We start from the raw sequence: 17,463 nt of genomic DNA on the forward strand, positions 1-17,463 counted from the left end.
TTTTAAATGGGTCACCGCGCTGTGCCGGTGGCGTTGTCTGCGGTATGGATGCCATTCTGACGAAGGGTCTATTTCAAGACAATTAGGCTTAAACGGGAATGATTGTTCCTTTTTTGGGGACAATTAAGCTGCTCGCTTACGCAGACACTATCCATCCGGATAGTGCCTTTTAATGCTTCTAATGAACGGACGGGTGAATCTGGCACGCTGACTCAGCCCACCTCCACCCGTGGTCCCGACTCGATGCAAACATCCGAAATTCATTACATCCGCACTCTGTCAGGGTTGGTCCTGAGCGAGGCGGAGTGTTCGAGTTTCCGATTTGCCAGGCATTACCACTTGGATCACCACATTGGGCTGGTTACCGACGGCATTTTCCGCCAATGTCTGCAAGGCCTTTCATGCACGCAACAAGCTCGCCTCGATACTTATAGACCGATCTGTTTGAGATTCGAACTGGAAAATGGCGCCAGTCTAAGCCTGAACTTTCCAGGTGAGAGGCATAGGCGTGAAGGTGTTTAAGGAGAGCGTTTACCGTTTCAACATCTCGATGCTGAGTCTGGATTTTGTCTAACGCCCACAGATTCACCTCTGACCAGCTCGCACCCGTATCCCAGAAAATTTGCGGAAGGTGTTTGATGTCAGGTAGGCGTAGATGGGGGGGTAAAGGAGGAGGGACCACAGGAGGTGGTGGAGGAGACAGGAGAAAGGTGAACGTATTCCAGACAAGCCATATGAGCCTCCTCTAAAGAGCTGCCCGAGATGAGCTCGAGCTAGCACTTTACAGATTGACAGCCAACCATCGTGTCCATAGGTTGGCACATGATGGTTGGCTGCCAATGAGCACTCACTATACGTTAAAGCGGAAGTGCATCACATCGCCGTCCTTGACGATGTAATCCTTGCCTTCCAAGCGCCATTTACCGGCTTCCTTGGCACCGCTCTCACCCTTGAACTGGATGAAGTCGTCATAGGCCACCACTTCAGCGCGGATGAAGCCTTTTTCGAAGTCGGTGTGGATCACGCCAGCGGCTTGTGGTGCGGTGGCACCGACGCGTACGGTCCAGGCACGTACTTCCTGCACGCCGGCAGTGAAGTAGGTTTGCAGGTTCAGCAGTTCGTAACCGGCGCGGATCACGCGGTTCAGGCCAGGCTCTTCCAGGCCCAGGGCCTCGAGGAACATGTCCTTCTCTTCACCGTCTTCCAGCTCGGCGATTTCCGCTTCGATCTTGTTGCACACCGGCACCACCACCGCGCCTTCTTCCTCGGCAATGGCCTTGACCACGTCCAGGTGCGGGTTGTTGTCGAAGCCGTCTTCGGCCACGTTGGCGATATACATCACCGGCTTGCTGGTCAGCAGGTGGAAGCCGCGGATGACCGCCTTGTCTTCGGCGCTCATGTTCTTCATCAGGCTGCGTGCAGGCTTGCCTTCGGTGAAGTGCGGGATCAGCTGTTCGAGGATGGCCTTCTGCGCCAGGGCGTCCTTGTCGCCGCCCTTGGCGTTGCGGGCAACCTTCTGCAACTGCTTCTCGCAGCTGTCGAGGTCGGCGAAGATCAGTTCGAGGTCGATGATCTCGATGTCACGCTTGGGGTCGACGCTGTTGGAAACGTGGATCACGTTCTCGTCTTCGAAGCAGCGCACCACGTGGGCAATGGCGTCGGTCTCGCGGATGTTGGCGAGGAACTTGTTGCCCAGGCCTTCGCCTTTCGAAGCACCAGCCACCAGGCCGGCGATGTCGACGAATTCCATGGTGGTCGGCAGGATGCGGTTTGGCTTGACGATTTCAGCCAGCGCATTCAGGCGCGCATCGGGCATTGGCACGATGCCGCTGTTTGGCTCGATGGTGCAGAAAGGGAAGTTCTCCGCCGCGATGCCAGACTTGGTCAGGGCGTTGAACAGGGTGGACTTGCCGACGTTGGGCAGGCCGACGATGCCGCAATTGAAACCCATGGGTATTCCCCTCTCTAAGGAAATCAGGCCTTCTGGCTGTGCAGCTCGCGCATCGCTTTGGCGAAGTCGCCGGCAAGCACGTCCGGCAGCACGCCGAGGGCAAAATCGATGCTGGCGTCGAGCTTCTCCTGCTCGGCGCGCGGCGCGCGGCCCAGGACGAAGTTGGAGACCAGTTTGGCGTCGCCCGGGTGGCCGATGCCAAGCCGCAGGCGGTGGAAGTCGTTCTGGTTGCCGAGCTGCGCGATGATGTCGCGCAGGCCGTTGTGCCCACCATGGCCACCGCCGCGCTTGAGCTTGGCGACGCCCGGGGGCAGGTCGAGTTCGTCATGCGCCACCAGGATCGCTTCCGGCTTGATGCGGAAGAAATTGGCCAAGGCCGCCACGGACTGGCCGCTACGGTTCATGTAGGTGGTGGGGATGAGCAGACGAACGTCGTTGCCCTGATGGCTGAATTTAGCCGTCAGGCCGAAATATTTGCGGTCAGCGGTCAACGAGACGCGCTGGGCGCTGGCAATGCGTTCAACGAAAAGAGCCCCTGCGTTATGCCGGGTCTGTTCGTATTCGGGGCCGGGGTTACCCAGGCCGACGATCAACTGGATGGCGGTCACGTCAGGGGCTCTTCCTTGGAGTTGGTGGGTTACAGGGCGCGCGGCACTGTAACCCGATCAACGCCGGCGCGCGAGTGGATTACTCGGCAGCGCCTTCTGCTTCTGGAGCAACGCGTGGAGCGTGAACGTTGGCAACAGCTTTGTCATCACCGTGGGCCAGAGCTACGAACTCTACGCCTTTCGGAGCTTTCAGGTCCGACAGGTGGATGATGGTGCCGATTTCAGCGTTGGCCAGGTCAACTTCGATGAACTCAGGCAGGTCTTTGGCTTCGCAGGAAACTTCGATCTCGGCTTCTACGTGGGAGATCTCGCCGCCTTTCTTGACCGGGGCTTCTTCGTTGACGAAGTGAACCGGTACCTTGGCGGTCAGTTTCTGGCCAGCAACGACGCGAACGAAGTCGGCGTGCATGATGAAGCCTTTGGCCGGGTGACGCTGCAAGGCCTTGACCACGACGTTTTGCTTGGCGCCGTCGACGTTCAGTTCCAGAACGTGGCTGAAGGCAGCCTCGTTTTCGAACAGCTTGGTGATTTCCTTGGCCAGGATGGTCAGGGACTGAGCGTCCTGGTTACCACCGTAGACAACGGCTGGGATGTTGGCGGAGTGACGCAGGCGGCGGCTCGCACCTTTCCCCAGGTCAGTACGCGCTTGGGCGTTCAGAGTGAATTCGGTCATTTTGTTTCTCCAAAATAGCCCCCCGAGGGCGTTTGCGACCAGCGCCAACGGGGATGGCAAAAAAGCCCCGCCCCAACAACCAGTGTTGGGGCGGGGCGCTTTTCGTCAGCGTGTGTTCCGCTTAGCGGAACATCGCGCTGATCGATTCTTCGTTGCTGATGCGGCGGACCGCTTCAGCGACAACCGGTGCGATATCCAGCTGACGGATACGGTCACAGGCTTGAGCAGCGGCGGACAGCGGAACGGTGTTGGTCACCACCAGCTCGTCCAGTACCGACTTCTCGATGTTCTCGATCGCGCGGCCCGACAGGACAGGGTGCGTGCAGTAGGCGTAAACCTTGGCAGCGCCGTGTTCTTTCAGGGCTTTGGCCGCGTGGCACAGGGTGCCGGCGGTGTCGACCATGTCGTCTACCAGGATGCAGGTGCGCCCTTCGACGTCGCCGATGATGTGCATGACCTCGGAGTGGTTAGCCTTCTCGCGGCGCTTGTCGATGATACCCAGGTCGACGCCCAGGGACTTGGCGACGGCACGTGCGCGCACGACACCACCGATGTCCGGGGAGACGATCATCAGGTTCTCGAAACGCTGGTCTTCGATATCGTCGACCAGTACGGGCGAGCCGTAGATGTTGTCGACCGGGATATCGAAGAAACCCTGGATCTGGTCAGCGTGCAGGTCGACGGTGAGTACACGGTCGATACCGACGACAGTGAGCATGTCAGCGACGACTTTGGCGCTGATGGCTACACGTGCCGAACGCGGACGGCGGTCCTGGCGGGCGTATCCGAAGTAAGGAATCACGGCGGTGATTCGGGATGCTGAGGAGCGGCGGAAGGCGTCGGCCATCACTACCAGTTCCATCAGGTTATCGTTGGTCGGGGCACAGGTCGGCTGAATAATGAAGACGTCTTTACCACGAACGTTTTCATTGATCTCGGCACTGATCTCGCCGTCGGAGAACTTACCGACAGAGACATCACCGAGAGGGATATGCAGCTGACGTACTACACGCCGAGCCAGATCGGGGTTGGCATTCCCCGTAAAGACCATCATCTTGGACACGCGCAGTACCTGAAGGCTGAGGGTAACCTGGATGAGTATAAGGAAAATGGCAGGGGCGGCTGGATTCGAACCAACGCATGGCAGGATCAAAACCTGCTGCCTTACCGCTTGGCGACGCCCCTGTATCTGTTGCTGCGAACGCTTATGCGCTCGACTTCTTGACCAGACTTTGCAGCTTGCGATGCAACATCGAAACGTTGCTTCCTTTCGCCACAAACCCTGTTTGGGTCGCTGAAAGAAGGGCCAGAACTTTATCAGCTTCGGCTTTGCTTGGGAAGGCCCCAAACACACAACTTCCAGTACCGGTTAATCGAGCCTCAGTGAATTTGCCCAGTGAATTCAACGCATTGCGAACTTCCGGGTAACTCTGCTCTACCACCGGTTGGCAGTCATTTCGACTGTTTCCCTCGGGAACGGGGCGCATCTTAAGGGGGAGTGAATCACGTGTCAACTGTGGATGTGAAAAAATTTCTACTGTGCTGACAGACACTTGCGGCACCAGCACGACATACCACGGCTCCTCCGGGTCGACCGGGGTCAGTTGTTCACCCACGCCCTGGGCGAATGCCGCGTGGCCGCGCACGAATACCGGTACGTCGGCGCCCAGGCTCAGGCCCAGTGCGGCCAGGCGGTCTTCGTCCCAGTCCAGTTGCCACAGGTGGGTGAGGGCCAACAGGGTAGTGGCGGCATCCGAGCTGCCGCCGCCGATGCCACCGCCCATGGGCAGCACCTTGCTCAGCCAGATGTCGGCGCCCAACGTCGTGCCGGATTGCTCCTGCAGCTTGCGCGCGGCACGCACGATCAGGTTGCTGTCGTGCGGTACCGCCTCGATCTCGGTATGCAGGCGGATCACGCCGTCGTCACGCAAGGCAAAGTGCAGTTCGTCGCCGTGATCGAGAAACTGGAACACGGTTTCCAGCTCGTGATAGCCGTCGGCGCGGCGGCCGATGATGTGCAGCCACAGGTTGAGCTTGGCCGGGGCGGGCAGGGTAAGGGTTTGCATGTATCAGTGTCCCAGCTGGCGCGGCTGCCAGTCCTTGACCACCAGGGTCACGTCGATGTCCTTGCCGTGCAGCTTGAGGCGCTCGGGCAGCCAGTAGCCGTTCTGTTCGGTGTAGCTCAGGTACTGCACCTGCCAGCCATCCTGGTCGAGGCTGGCCAGGCGGCTGTCGCTGTCCAGGGTCAGCTTGCTCTTGCTGTCGGGGGCGGGCAGGCCGCGTACCCACCAGACCAGGTGCGAGACCGGCAGCTGCCAGCCCAGCTGTTCTTCCAGCAGGGCTTCGGGGCTGGGGGCCTCGTAGCGGCCCTGGTTGGCCACTTCCAGCACCACGCCACCGGGGCGCCCGGTCAGACGTGCGGCGCCACGGCCCAGCGGGCCGGCCAGGCGAATGTCGTAGTAGTCCTGGCGTTGCAGCCAGAACAGCGTGCCGCTACCGGAGTCGCGTGGGGCACGGATGCCGACCTTGCCGTTGATCTGCCAGCCATCGAGGCTGCTCAGCTGCTCTTTATGGGCGCGCCACTGCTGCGGGTTGCCGTGGCCCTGCAGGGCCTCGCGGCTACCGAAGCCGGCACAGCCTGCCAGCAGGGCGATCAGGGTGAAGGTAATGCAATGGCGCAGGAACATGGCGTTAGAGAGTCTCGGATCCGGTCAGGCGCAGGAGGGTCTTGCGCAGGATGGGGCTGTCGGCCTGGGCTTCGAAGCCCTTGGCCCAGACCTGGCGGGCTTCGCGGCGCTTGCCGTTGGCCCATAGCACTTCGCCCAGGTGGGCGGCCACTTCGTGGTCGGGGAAGCTGGCAAAGGCCTTGCGCAAGTAGGTTTCAGCCTCGTCGAGGTTGCCCAGGCGGTAGTTGACCCAGCCCAGGCTGTCGAGCACCGCCGGGTCGTCCGGGGTCAGCTGATGGGCCTTGTCGATCAGCGCCTTGGCTTCGCTGTAGCGGGTGGTGCGGTCGGCCAGGGTGTAGCCGAGGGCGTTCAGGGCCATGGCATTTTCCGGCTCGCGGGCGATGATGGCGCGCAGGTCTTTTTCCATCTGCGGCAGGTCGTCACGCTTCTCGGCCAGCATGGCGCGGGTGTACAGCAGGTTGAGGTCGTCCGGGTAGCGCTGGATGGCTTGCTGCAGCACCTGGCTGGCCTGGGCGTCCTTGTTGTTGTTGCTGTAGCTTTCCGATTCGATCAGGAACAGCTGGATGGCGTAATCCGGCTGGGCTTCGCGGGCGTCGGCGAGCAGGCGGGAGGCCTCGGTACCACGGCCGTTGGCGATCAGGATGTCGGCCTGGCGCAATTGCGCCGGCAGGTAGTCGGGGCCCGGGCCGACCAGGGCGTATTCACGCAGGGCGCCAGCGGGGTCGTGGCGCTCCTCGCGGATGCGGCCCAGGTTCAGGTGCGCGGCGTCGACGTTGCTGTCGCGCTCGATCAGCTCCTGCAGGTAGCCCTCGGCTTCATCCCAGTCCTTGTTTTCCAGGCACACCAGGGCCAGCGAATAGCGCAGTTCGTCGTCGTCGGGGTATTGCTGGACCAGGCTGAGGAACTCGCCCTTGGCATCGGCGATGCGGTCCTGTTCGACCAGGGTGCGGGCATAGGTCAGGCGCAGGCGCTTGTCGTCCGGGTTGTCGCGAATCGCGCCGCGCAGCAGTGGCAGGGCCTCCGGGCCGCGGTTCAGGGCTTGCAGCAGGCGCGCGCGCAGCAGGATCGGGGCGACTTCGTCGTTTTGCGGCGGGTGCGACTCGAGCAGCTCCAGAGCTTCTTCGGCCTTGCCGTCCTGGTTCAGCAGCAGGGCCTTGCCGAACACCAGCTGGCTGTTGTCCGGGTACTTCACCAGCAGGCGCTCGAAGCTTTGCAGCAGGCCGTCGCGGGTGCCCTGGTCGGTTTCGGCGGCGGACAGGGCGAGGAAGTCGAAATGGGTGTCGCCTTGGCCCTGCAGCACCTTTTCCATGTACGCCATGGAGTCGTCATAGCGGCCGGCGCGGGCCAGCTGGATGGCGGCGGCGCGCTGTGCGTCGAGGTTCTGCGGGTCGTTGCGGGCCCAGACCAGGGCGTTGTCCAGTGCCGGTTCGTCGGCGCCGAGGTATTCGGCAATGCGGTAGGCGCGCTCGGAAACCCCCGGGTCCTGGGTTTTCGCGGCCTGGTCGGTGTAGTTGGCCAGGGCGATGTCGAAGCGGTTGCGCTGGCCGGCCAGTTCCGCCACCAGCAGGCTATAGAGCGTGTCCTGCGTGAACGAGCCATACACTACGGGTTTTTCTGCCTCGGGCTTGCCGGCCTCGGCGACGGGAGGCTCGGCCTTTTGCGGGGCCAGGCTCTGGCAGCCCTGGAGCAGGGCGAAGGCAAGCAGCAATGCGTATGGTTTGTTCATAGAAGGCTTATTGGAGGACTCACCGGCGGTCGGAGCATGATGACACAAGCGCGGGGGCAAACCCACCTGTGCTGTGGCTGGTTAACTGCGACCTTTGAGGGGGGGGAAGGGTTCCGGACAGGTTGGTTGTGCCGGGTGTATGGCTTGATTGGTGTGGTGGCGCTCGATTTTACAGGCGCAGAAAGTGTCAAGGCGAACACCAACGGTGGTTGTCCTGAAACCTGCGAAAGAGGACAATTATCGGCTTCTCGTCACAACCAGCGACCTTGCATGGCCTTTCTTGCACTTGGTATCAACCATAAGACTGCCTCGGTAGACGTACGCGAGCGCGTGGCGTTTACCCCAGAGCAGCTGGTAGACGCCCTGCAGCAGCTCTGCCGACTGACATCCAGCCGCGAAGCGGCGATCCTGTCGACCTGCAACCGTAGCGAGCTCTATGTAGAGCAGGACCACCTGTCCGCCGATGCCGTGCTGCAATGGCTGGCCGACTATCACCGCCTCAGCCTGGACGAGCTGCGCGCCAGCGCCTACGTGCACGAAGAGCACGAGGCGGTGAAGCACATGATGCGGGTGGCCTCCGGCCTGGACTCGCTGGTGCTCGGCGAGCCGCAGATCCTCGGCCAGATGAAGTCCGCCTACGCCGTGGCGCGTGAGGCCGGCACCGTCGGCCCGCTGCTCGGGCGCCTGTTCCAGGCCACCTTCAGCGCCGCCAAGCAGGTGCGCACCGACACCGCCATCGGCGAAAACCCGGTGTCGGTGGCGTTTGCCGCAGTCAGCCTGGCCAAGCAGATCTTCAGCGACCTGGGCCGTAGCCAGGCCCTGCTGATCGGCGCCGGCGAAACCATCACCCTGGTCGCCCGCCATCTGCATGAGCAGGGCGTGCGCCGCATCGTCGTGGCCAACCGTACCCTGGAGCGGGCCAGCATCCTGGCCGAGCAGTTCGGTGCGCACGCGGTACTGCTGGCCGACATCCCCCAGGAACTGGCCAACAGCGACATCGTCATCAGCTCCACCGCCAGCCAGCTGCCAATCCTCGGCAAGGGCGCGGTCGAGAGCGCGCTGAAGCAGCGCCGGCACAAGCCGATCTTCATGGTCGACATCGCCGTACCGCGCGATATCGAAACCGAAGTCGGCGAACTGGACGACGTCTACCTGTACACTGTCGATGACCTGCACGACGTGGTGGCGGAAAACCTCAAGAGCCGCCAGGGCGCGGCCCAGGCCGCCGAGGAACTGGTGTCGGTGGGGGCCGAAGATTTCATGCTGCGCCTGCGCGAGCTGGCCGCGGTGGACGTGCTCAAGGCCTATCGCCAGCAAAGCGAGCGCCTGCGCGACGAAGAACTGCAAAAGGCCCAGCGCCTGCTGGCCAACGGCGGCAACCCCGAAGACGTATTGGCCCAACTGGCCCGGGGGCTGACCAACAAACTCCTGCATGCGCCAAGCGTGCAACTGAAAAGGCTCTCGGCCGAGGGCCGCCTCGATGCGCTGGCCATGGCCCAGGAACTCTTTGCCCTCAACGAGGGCTCGACGGACAAATCCCCGCAATGAAAGCGTCGCTGCTGAACAAACTGGAAATCCTCCAGGACCGCTTCGAAGAACTCACCGCACTGCTCGGTGATGCCGAGGTCATTTCCGACCAGACGCGCTTTCGCGCCTATTCCCGTGAGTACGCCGAAGTCGAGCCGGTCTACGCTGCTTATAAAGAGTGGCGCAAAGTCCAGGACGACCTCGAAGGTGCCCAGGCGCTGCTCAAGGACAGTGACCCGGACCTGCGCGAAATGGCCGTGGAAGAAGTGCGTGAAGCCAAGGAACAACTGCTGACGCTGGAGTCGCAGCTGCAACGCATGCTGTTGCCCAAGGACCCCAACGACGGCCGCAACGTGTTCCTCGAAATCCGTGCCGGCACCGGTGGCGACGAGGCAGCGATCTTCTCCGGCGACCTGTTCCGCATGTATTCGCGCTACGCCGAAAAGCGTGGCTGGCGCCTGGAAATCCTCTCCGAGAACGAAGGCGAACACGGCGGCTACAAGGAAATCATCGCTCGCGTCGAGGGGGAGAGCGTGTACGGCAAGCTCAAGTTCGAGTCCGGCGCGCACCGCGTACAGCGCGTGCCCGAGACCGAATCCCAGGGCCGTATCCACACCTCCGCGTGCACCGTGGCGGTACTGCCCGAGCCGGACGAACAGGCGGCCATCGAGATCAACCCGGCCGACCTGCGCGTGGACACCTACCGCGCATCCGGTGCCGGTGGCCAGCACGTCAACAAGACCGACTCGGCGATCCGTATCACCCACTTGCCAACCGGTATCGTGGTCGAGTGCCAGGAAGAGCGTTCGCAGCACAAGAACCGTGCCCGCGCCATGTCCTGGCTGTCGGCCAAGCTCAACGACATGCAGACCAGCGCGGCGCAGAACGCCATCGCCACCGAGCGCAAGCTGCTGGTCGGCTCTGGCGACCGTTCCGAGCGCATCCGCACGTACAATTATCCGCAGGGCCGGGTGACCGACCACCGTATCAACCTGACCCTGTACTCGCTGGACGACATCCTCGCCGGCGGCGTGGAGGCGGTGATCGAACCGCTGCTGGCCGAGTACCAGGCCGATCAACTGGCCGCCCTGGGGGACTGATGACCATCATCGCCAGCCTGCTGCGCAACGCGCAGTTGCCAGAATCGCCCACCGAGCGGCTGGATGCCGAGCTGCTGTTGGCTGCGGCCATCGGCAAGTCGCGCAGCTACCTGCATACCTGGCCCGAGCGAATCGTCAGCAGCGAAGACGCCGAGACCTATGCCGGTTACCTGCAGCGCCGCCGTGGCGGCGAGCCGGTCGCCTACATTCTCGGGCTGCAGGGCTTCTGGAAGATCGACCTGGAAGTGGCGCCGCATACCCTGATCCCGCGGCCGGATACCGAGCTGCTGGTCGAAGCCGCCCTTGAGCTGCAACCTGCCACGCCGGCCAAGGTCCTTGACCTGGGCACCGGCACCGGCGCGATTGCCCTGGCCCTGGCCAGTGATCGCCCGGCCTGGCAGGTAACCGCAGTGGACCGAGTGGAGGAGGCCGTCGCCCTGGCCGAGCGCAACCGCCAGCGCCTGGGCCTGGAAAACGTCCAGGTACGGCTCAGCCACTGGTTCGACAGCCTGGCCGGCGAGCGTTTCGACCTGATTGTCAGCAACCCGCCCTACATCGCCGCCGCAGACCCGCACCTGGTTGCCGGTGATGTGCGCTTCGAGCCCAGCAGCGCGCTGGTGGCCGGTGCCGATGGCCTGGACGACCTGCGCGTAATCGCCGCCCAGGCCCCCGCGCACCTGTTGCCGGGTGGCTGGTTGTTGCTGGAACACGGCTACGATCAGGCAGCGGCGGTGCGCGCCCTGCTGGCTGAACAAGGTTTCATCGAGGTCGCCAGCCGCATGGATCTGGGCGGTCATGAACGCATTACCCTGGGGCGCCTGCCATGTTGAGTGATCAGGAACTGCTGCGTTACAGCCGGCAGGTATTGCTGGCCCAGATCGATATTGACGGCCAGTTGCGGCTCAAGCAGAGCAAGGCGCTGATCGTCGGGCTCGGTGGCCTTGGCTCGCCAGTTGCCCTGTACCTGGCCGCCGCCGGGGTGGGGGAGCTGCACCTGGCCGACTTCGACACCGTCGACCTGACCAACCTGCAACGCCAGGTCATCCACGACAGTGCCAGCGTCGGCATGAGCAAGGTCGATTCGGCCTTGCAGCGCTTGCAGGCGATCAACCCGGAAATCAGCCTGGTCGCCCATCGCCAGGCGCTGGACGAGGATTCGCTGGCGGCCGCCGTGGCGGCGGTCGACCTGGTGCTGGACTGCTCCGACAACTTCGGTACCCGTGAGGCGGTCAACGCCGCCTGTGTCGCGGCTGGCAAGCCGCTGGTCAGCGGTGCGGCGATCCGCCTGGAAGGGCAGTTGTCGGTGTTCGACCCACGGCGTGACTACAGCCCTTGCTACCACTGCCTGTACGGCCATGGCAGCGAAGCCGAACTGACCTGCAGCGAAGCCGGCGTGATCGGCCCGCTGGTGGGCCTGGTAGGCAGCCTGCAGGCGCTGGAGGCGATGAAGCTGCTGGCCGGGTTCGGCGAGCCGCTGGTCGGCCGCCTGCTGTTGATCGATGCGCTCGGCACTCGTATCCGCGAATTGCGGGTCAAGCGCGACCCGGCTTGTGCGGTCTGCGGCAAGCGCGATGGCTGAGCGTTCGGCGCCGGTCGGCGTGATGGACTCCGGGGTTGGCGGCTTGTCGGTACTCGCCGAGATCCAGCGCCTGCTGCCCAACGAGACGCTGCTGTACGTGGGCGATTGCGGCCACATACCCTACGGCGAGAAGTCGCCGGACTATATCCGTGAGCGTCTCCGGCGCATTGCTGCGTTCTTCCATGAACAGGGCGCCAAGGCCATGGTACTGGCCTGCAACACCGCCACGGTGGCGGCGGTGGCCGACCTGCGCGAGTTGTACCCGAACTGGCCGCTGGTGGGCATGGAGCCGGCGGTGAAGCCCGCTGCCGCCGCTACGCGCTCTGGCGTGGTCGGTGTGCTGGCCACCACCGGTACCCTGCAGAGCGCCAAGTTCGCCGCCTTGCTCGACCGTTTTGCCAATGACGTACAGGTCATCACCCAACCTTGCCCGGGGCTGGTCGAGTTGATCGAGGCCGGCGACCTGGCCAGCCCGGCGCTGCGCCAGTTGCTGCAAGGTTATGTTCAGCCGTTGCTGGCCGCTGGCTGCGACACGCTGATCCTCGGCTGCACCCATTACCCCTTCTTGCGCCCGTTGCTGGCCGGCATGGTGCCAGCCGACGTGGCCATCATCGACACTGGCGCCGCGGTGGCGCGCCAACTGCAGAGGCTGCTGGGCGCGGATGACCTGTTGGCTGAAGGACCGGCTCGGGATACCCGTTTCTGGACCAGTGCTGATCCGCAATCTCTCAGGAAAATCCTACCTTTGCTGTGGCATAAGTCTGGCAGTGTGCAAAGCTTTTCATTGTAAAAAAAACGTGAAAAGCAACTGAACTACCGTACCGCTGCCGTTTTCTACCGCCTTGCCTGATATGAGGCGGACACTAATAACAGCAAAGAAGGATGTTGCTCATGAAGAAGCTGCTCGGCTTGGCGGCGGCTGCCGTCTTCACCCTGGGGCATTCATTGTCGGCGCAGGCTGCCGATGTTTCGTTTTCGGTGGGGCAGACCGGTGACTCGACCATGGTCTACCGGTTGGGGCTGCAATCGAATTGGGAGGCGAGCTGGTGGCAGACCAGCGTGGGGCGCCTTACGGGGTACTGGGATGGGGCCTACACCTATTGGGATGGCGACAAGACCGCGAGCAACCACAGCCTGTCGTTCGCGCCGGTGTTCGTTTATGAGTTTGCCGGGGAGTCGGTGAAGCCTTACATCGAGGCGGGGATCGGTGTGGCGGCATTCTCCAGCACCGAACTGGAAGACAACGAACTGGGCTCGGCGTTCCAGTTCGAGGACCGCATCGGCTTTGGTTTGCGCTTTGCCGGTGGGCATGAGATTGGCGTGCGGGCGATTCACTATTCCAACGCGGGCATCAAACAGCCCAACGATGGCGTGGAGAGCTACAGCCTGCATTACCGCATGGCGCTCTGAGCGCTCCTGTGCCGGCCTCTTCGCGGGTAAACCCGCTCCCACAGGGTGGACTGTATCTTGAGTGCAGTGGTGTACCTGTGGGAGCGGGTTGACCCGCGAAGAAGGCAGTGCCGATGCCAGACTCTACCGCGTCAACGGCCACAGGCCATTGAGGTCCAAAGCCTCCAGCACAAGCTCAGGTTCCCTCTGTGGCCACCGCCGCAGCAGTTCTTCTGCCGCATTCTGCGGCGTCCACACCTCTGGTATTGCCTGCGCCGGGGTTACAGGTGTCTTCAACGACTGCGGCCCAACCACTGTTAGCTCAACCCCCAGAGCCTTCAATGCCTGACGCTGCTCGCGCACCCACTGCGGCAAGTTGTTCCAGCCCGCAGTCACCTGCGTCGGCGCATATAACTGCAAGGCCGAATACCGGTTGAACACCGCCATCACCTGCGGCGAGTCACCCTTCGCCAGCAAGGGCAGCGCATTGGCCAGGCAATGCTCGCTGGCCAACTGGTTGCCAGTGACGATCGCCTCGAACAACTCGCTGTCCGCCACATCGTCCACCAGGTAATCGCTGGTACCGGCGTTGATGATCAAGCCATCCAGCGAGCACCAGGCATGGCAGATCTGTTGGCTGGCCTGGGCCGCCTGCTGTTCTTCATGCAACTGCCAGGGCAAGCGCAACAATTGGCTGCCATAACGCGCCGCCAAGGCATCCAGTGCCTCGCTGTCCTTGCCGCTGGCGGCTACCCGGTGTCCTTCAGCGAGCAACTCTTCCACCAGCGCCAGGCCTAGTCCATTGCCGGCGCCCGTTACCCAGATACTGCGTGCATTGTTCAAGATAGCGCCCTCTGATCCTGCCGGCGCGGGAGGCCCTTGAACGCCTCCAGCGCGCGCTGGCGACTGCTGTCAAGATCGACGATTGGACTGTAGTAGGATTGTCTGGCAAAAAGATCGGCTGATCTTACGGGAAGATGAATGGTTTTTTCATCCAGCCCCTGCAATTCCGGCAGCCAGTGCCGAATGAAACGCCCCTGCGGGTCGAAACGCTGCGACTGTGAAACCGGGTTGAAGATGCGGAAATAGGGCACTGCGTCGGTGCCGGTGGACGCGCTCCACTGCCAGCCGCCGTTGTTGGCGGCCAGGTCGCCGTCTATCAGGTGGCGCATGAAATGCCGCTCGCCCTTGCGCCAGTCGATCAGCAGGTTCTTGCTGAGGAACATGGCCACGATCATGCGCAGGCGGTTGTGCATCCACCCAGTGTGCAGCAGTTGGCGCATGGCGGCGTCGATGATCGGGAAGCCGGTACGCCCCTGTTCCCAGGCTTCAAGGTCGGCCGGTGCGTCGCGCCAGGGCAGGGCTTCGGTCTGGGCGCGGAAGGCGCGGTGACGCGAGACCTGTGGATAACCGGTCAGGATGTGTTTGTAGAATTCGCGCCAGAGCAGCTCGTTGATCCAGGTTTGCACGCCGCTGCTACCGCTGTCGAACTCGCCGCGGTTGCTGGCCAGGGCGCCGTGCAGGCACTGGCGCGGCGAGATCACGCCAGCGGCCAGGTAGGCGGAGAGCTGGCTGGTGCCGGGCCTGGCAGGCAAGTCGCGCAGTTGTTGGTAGTCGTCGATGGTCTCGTCGAGAAAGCGGGTCAGCCGCGCTTGTGCCTCGGCTTCACCGGCCGGCCAGTGGTCGCGCAGGGCCTGAGCGGGTTTTTCGAAGCCGTCCACGTGCTGGGGGATCGGGTCGCTGCTGATCTGCAGCGGTGCCTGGCGTTTGACTCGGTGGGCCAGGGCGGGGAGGCCGCGGTGCAAGTGCTCCAGGCAGCTCTTCTTGAACTGGCTGAACACCTGGAAGTAGTCGCCGCTGCGGGTAAGGATGGTGCCCGGGCGGAACAACAGCTGGTCGAGGTGGCTGTGGGCCTGGATGGCCGACTTTTCCAGCAGCGCCCGGGTGGCGGTGTCGCGACGTTGTTCGTTGATGCCGTACTCCTCGTTCCAGTGCACGCTTTGCACCTGGTGTTGGCGGCAGACATCGAGCACCGCCTGTGGCGCCTGGTCCCAGGTGTCGATCTTGCGGATCAGCAGGGGAATGTTCAGGCGTCCCAGCGACTGGCGCAGGTCGCGCAGGTTGCGCAGCCAGAAGTCGACTTTGCAGGTAGCGTCGTCGTGGGCCTGCCATTGCCCGGGGCTGACCAGCCACAGGGCGACGGTCGGGCCGCGCTCGCTGGCGGCGCTGAGCGCGGTGTTGTCATCGATGCGCAGGTCACTGCGCAGCCAGGTCAGGTGCATGGTGCGGTCATCTCTACGGGCTGGCGGTCATGGGCTTGCAGCAAACGCAATGCCGCCTGTGGGGTATCGAACAGGGCGAGGTTGGGCAGCCGGAGGGCTCGCAGCCGGGCTTCGTGCAGCGCCAGCGTTGGCCCACCGAGCAAGGTCGGTACGGGCAGGTTGGGCAGGGTGCGTTGCAGCGCCTTTTCATCGATGCGTGGCCCCAGGTGCAGGAGCACGGCGCGCGGTTTGAGCATGGTGACGGCGCATTGCAGGTGCGCGCCGGCAATGGCGTGCTCCAGCACTTCGACTGGCAGGCCGTTGCTGGTGAACAGCCAGGCGCACAACCACAAATCGGGGTTGAAGGTGCGTTCGCTGTCTTCAGCCAGCAAGATGGCAGGGCCTTGCAGCAACTGGTTGTCGTGGTAGACCCGGGCGCCCAGCTTGCTGCGCAGCCAGCTGTGGAAAAACACCTGCTCCAGCCGTGCATTGAAGTAGTTGCGCCAGCGCAGCTCCAGGAGGTCGAGCAGCGGCAACAGCAACTGCTCGCACAGGGTGACGGCCGGGTACAAGGCCATCGCCTGGTTGAGCTGCTGGTCGAGGGCGCGCTGCGACAGCGTGGCAATGGCCTCGATCAGCTGGAACTGCCGGGCTTGCCAGTCGCCTTTCGGCGCCGTGCTGGCCGGTTTGTCGAGCAGCTCACGTACCTGGCTGACGGAGGCACCGCGCTGCAGCCAGGCGAGGATCGCCTCGACGCGTGCGACCTGCTCCAGCGGATACAGGCGATGGCCCTTGGCAGTGCGTTGGGGCTTGAGCAGGCCGTAGCGGCGCTCCCAGGCGCGCAGGGTGACGGGGTTGACGCCCGTGCGGCGAGCCAGTTCGCCGATGGGCAACAGGATTTCAGACGGCATTGCGCAGGCCCAGGCGCTCTGGGTGCGGCTGCAGGTAGGCCTGTTGCTGCAGATACGGGTCGGGGTGCTTGCGCAAGTGGTGCTTGAGCAGGGTCAGCGGCACCACCAGCGGCACAACGCCTTGCTGGTATTGGCCGATGACGGTCTGCAGCTCGGCTTTGTCCTGCTGAGTGAGCGCGTCCTTGAAGTAGCCGCTCAGATGCTGCAGCACGTTGCCATGGGTACCACGGCTGGCGCAGCGGCGCAGGGCCTGCATCAGCTGGCTGAAGTAGCGCGGGCCGATGCTTTGCGGGTCGTCTTCCTTGCTCATGCTGCCGAGCAGGCGCCCCAGGCTGCGGTAGGCTTGGGGGTTGTTGGCCATCAGCAGGTACTTGTAGCGTGAGTGGAAGCGCACCAGGGCGCCCCGGCTCAGGCCTTCGGCCAGCAGGCGCTGCCAGTCGGCGTAGGCGTACACGCGGCTGATGAAATTCTCGCGCAGCACCGGGTCGTGCAGGCGGCCTTCTTCTTCCACCGGCAGGTCTGGGCGCCTTGCGCAGAACGCCTGGGCATACACGCCCCGCCCGCTGTTGAAGGCCGGATGGCCATTGTCCTGGTACACCTTGACCCGCTCCAGGCCACAGGAGGGCGATTTCTGCATGAAAATGTAGCCGCAGATATCGTCGAGTTCGGCGGCCATTTGCTCGCCGTAGCTGCGCAGCGGGCCGGTCAGGTCCATCCCGGGGTTGCGGGTTCCGACCACTTCCGGTTGCTCGGGGTCGCCGACCAGGCGGATCGGGTCGCGCGGTATGCCCAGGCCGATGGCCACCTCCGGGCACACCGGCAACCAGTCGAAGTGTTCCTCGAGCTGCGTGCGGCACAGGTCGGAGGCCTTGTGGCCGCCGTTATAGCGCACGCTGTGCCCGGTCAGACAGGCGCTGATGGCGATACGCGGCTTGCTGTGGGCGGATGAGTCGTGCATGGGCTGTCTCCAGATAACCTGTACGAAACCAAAAACTTGTACAGGTTTATTCCAGCACAGCCCTGAAGTTATGCAAACCAGTTTTTTTGTATA

General features: G+C 63.2%; 17 protein-coding genes and 1 tRNA gene. 6 read left to right on the forward strand and 12 right to left on the reverse strand.

The annotated features are described in order from the left end of the window. Positions 1–850: 850 nt before the first annotated feature. The 8 genes from ychF to M2S36_RS10985 form a co-directional block, all read right to left on the reverse strand. Positions 851–1,951 (reverse strand): redox-regulated ATPase YchF, encoded by a 1,101-nt coding sequence (gene ychF / locus M2S36_RS10950; RefSeq protein ID WP_063911218.1) that lies wholly within the window; start codon positions 1,949–1,951, stop codon positions 851–853. A gap of 23 nt (positions 1,952–1,974) precedes the next feature. Next, positions 1,975–2,559 carry an aminoacyl-tRNA hydrolase gene (gene pth / locus M2S36_RS10955; RefSeq protein WP_008099045.1) on the reverse strand — a complete coding sequence of 195 codons (585 nt, stop codon included), beginning with the start codon at positions 2,557–2,559 and terminating at the stop codon, positions 1,975–1,977. A gap of 79 nt (positions 2,560–2,638) precedes the next feature. Beyond that, positions 2,639–3,232 carry a 50S ribosomal protein L25/general stress protein Ctc gene (locus M2S36_RS10960; protein WP_087502895.1) on the reverse strand — a complete coding sequence of 198 codons (594 nt, stop codon included), beginning with the start codon at positions 3,230–3,232 and terminating at the stop codon, positions 2,639–2,641. A 121-nt stretch (positions 3,233–3,353) separates the two neighbouring features. Beyond that, on the reverse strand, positions 3,354–4,295 hold the full coding sequence (locus tag M2S36_RS10965) for a ribose-phosphate pyrophosphokinase (RefSeq protein WP_016391678.1): 942 nt from the start codon (positions 4,293–4,295) through the stop codon (positions 3,354–3,356). 47 nt (positions 4,296–4,342) lie between these two features. Further along, positions 4,343–4,417: transfer RNA gene (locus M2S36_RS10970), tRNA-Gln, on the reverse strand. A gap of 20 nt (positions 4,418–4,437) precedes the next feature. Next, a complete protein-coding gene (gene ispE / locus M2S36_RS10975) occupies positions 4,438–5,298 on the reverse strand; it encodes a 4-(cytidine 5'-diphospho)-2-C-methyl-D-erythritol kinase (protein ID WP_207832422.1) in 861 nt (286 codons plus the stop codon). A 3-nt stretch (positions 5,299–5,301) separates the two neighbouring features. Then, positions 5,302–5,919, reverse strand: a complete 618-nt coding sequence (lolB, locus tag M2S36_RS10980; RefSeq protein WP_207832423.1) for a lipoprotein insertase outer membrane protein LolB — start codon at positions 5,917–5,919, stop codon at positions 5,302–5,304. Between the two features lie 4 nt (positions 5,920–5,923). Further along, positions 5,924–7,645, reverse strand: a complete 1,722-nt coding sequence (locus M2S36_RS10985) for a tetratricopeptide repeat protein (RefSeq protein ID WP_333957166.1) — start codon at positions 7,643–7,645, stop codon at positions 5,924–5,926. A 270-nt stretch (positions 7,646–7,915) separates the two neighbouring features. On the opposite strand from M2S36_RS10985, the gene hemA reads away from it, so the two are divergent. From hemA to M2S36_RS11015, 6 genes are all read left to right on the forward strand, one after another. Continuing rightward, positions 7,916–9,193 (forward strand): glutamyl-tRNA reductase, encoded by a 1,278-nt coding sequence (hemA, locus tag M2S36_RS10990; protein ID WP_333957167.1) that lies wholly within the window; start codon positions 7,916–7,918, stop codon positions 9,191–9,193. Continuing rightward, positions 9,190–10,272, forward strand: a complete 1,083-nt coding sequence (gene prfA / locus M2S36_RS10995) for a peptide chain release factor 1 (protein WP_013970909.1) — start codon at positions 9,190–9,192, stop codon at positions 10,270–10,272. The genes hemA and prfA overlap by 4 nt, the downstream gene beginning before the upstream one ends. Beyond that, positions 10,272–11,102: a peptide chain release factor N(5)-glutamine methyltransferase gene (gene prmC / locus M2S36_RS11000; protein WP_207832427.1), complete on the forward strand. Its 831-nt coding sequence runs from the start codon at positions 10,272–10,274 to the stop codon at positions 11,100–11,102. The genes prfA and prmC overlap by 1 nt, the downstream gene beginning before the upstream one ends. Beyond that, on the forward strand, positions 11,096–11,851 hold the full coding sequence (locus tag M2S36_RS11005; protein WP_013970911.1) for a molybdopterin-synthase adenylyltransferase MoeB: 756 nt from the start codon (positions 11,096–11,098) through the stop codon (positions 11,849–11,851). The genes prmC and M2S36_RS11005 overlap by 7 nt, the downstream gene beginning before the upstream one ends. After that, positions 11,844–12,641 carry a glutamate racemase gene (murI, locus tag M2S36_RS11010; protein WP_207832429.1) on the forward strand — a complete coding sequence of 266 codons (798 nt, stop codon included), beginning with the start codon at positions 11,844–11,846 and terminating at the stop codon, positions 12,639–12,641. The genes M2S36_RS11005 and murI overlap by 8 nt, the downstream gene beginning before the upstream one ends. 101 nt (positions 12,642–12,742) lie before the next feature. After that, positions 12,743–13,261, forward strand: coding sequence for an acyloxyacyl hydrolase (locus tag M2S36_RS11015; RefSeq protein ID WP_207832431.1), 519 nt, complete (start codon positions 12,743–12,745; stop codon positions 13,259–13,261). Positions 13,262–13,384: 123 nt separating this feature from the next. Here M2S36_RS11015 and M2S36_RS11020 read toward each other — a convergent pair whose 3' ends face one another. Genes M2S36_RS11020 through M2S36_RS11035 form a run of 4 tightly spaced genes read right to left on the reverse strand, consistent with a single transcriptional unit; the run spans position 13,385 to position 17,370 of the window. Then, positions 13,385–14,083, reverse strand: coding sequence for an SDR family oxidoreductase (locus M2S36_RS11020; protein ID WP_333957168.1), 699 nt, complete (start codon positions 14,081–14,083; stop codon positions 13,385–13,387). Then, positions 14,080–15,522: a deoxyribodipyrimidine photo-lyase gene (phrB, locus tag M2S36_RS11025; protein WP_233693840.1), complete on the reverse strand. Its 1,443-nt coding sequence runs from the start codon at positions 15,520–15,522 to the stop codon at positions 14,080–14,082. The genes M2S36_RS11020 and phrB overlap by 4 nt, the downstream gene beginning before the upstream one ends. Further along, on the reverse strand, positions 15,513–16,412 hold the full coding sequence (locus tag M2S36_RS11030) for a MerR family transcriptional regulator (protein WP_207832437.1): 900 nt from the start codon (positions 16,410–16,412) through the stop codon (positions 15,513–15,515). Before M2S36_RS11030 ends, phrB begins: the two co-directional genes overlap by 10 nt. Continuing rightward, positions 16,402–17,370, reverse strand: coding sequence for a YbgA family protein (locus M2S36_RS11035; RefSeq protein WP_333957169.1), 969 nt, complete (start codon positions 17,368–17,370; stop codon positions 16,402–16,404). The genes M2S36_RS11030 and M2S36_RS11035 overlap by 11 nt, the downstream gene beginning before the upstream one ends. Positions 17,371–17,463: the final 93 nt, after the last annotated feature.

It is taken from the genome of Pseudomonas sp. SF2 (assembly GCF_036858055.1).
GTDB lineage: Bacteria > Pseudomonadota > Gammaproteobacteria > Pseudomonadales > Pseudomonadaceae > Aquipseudomonas.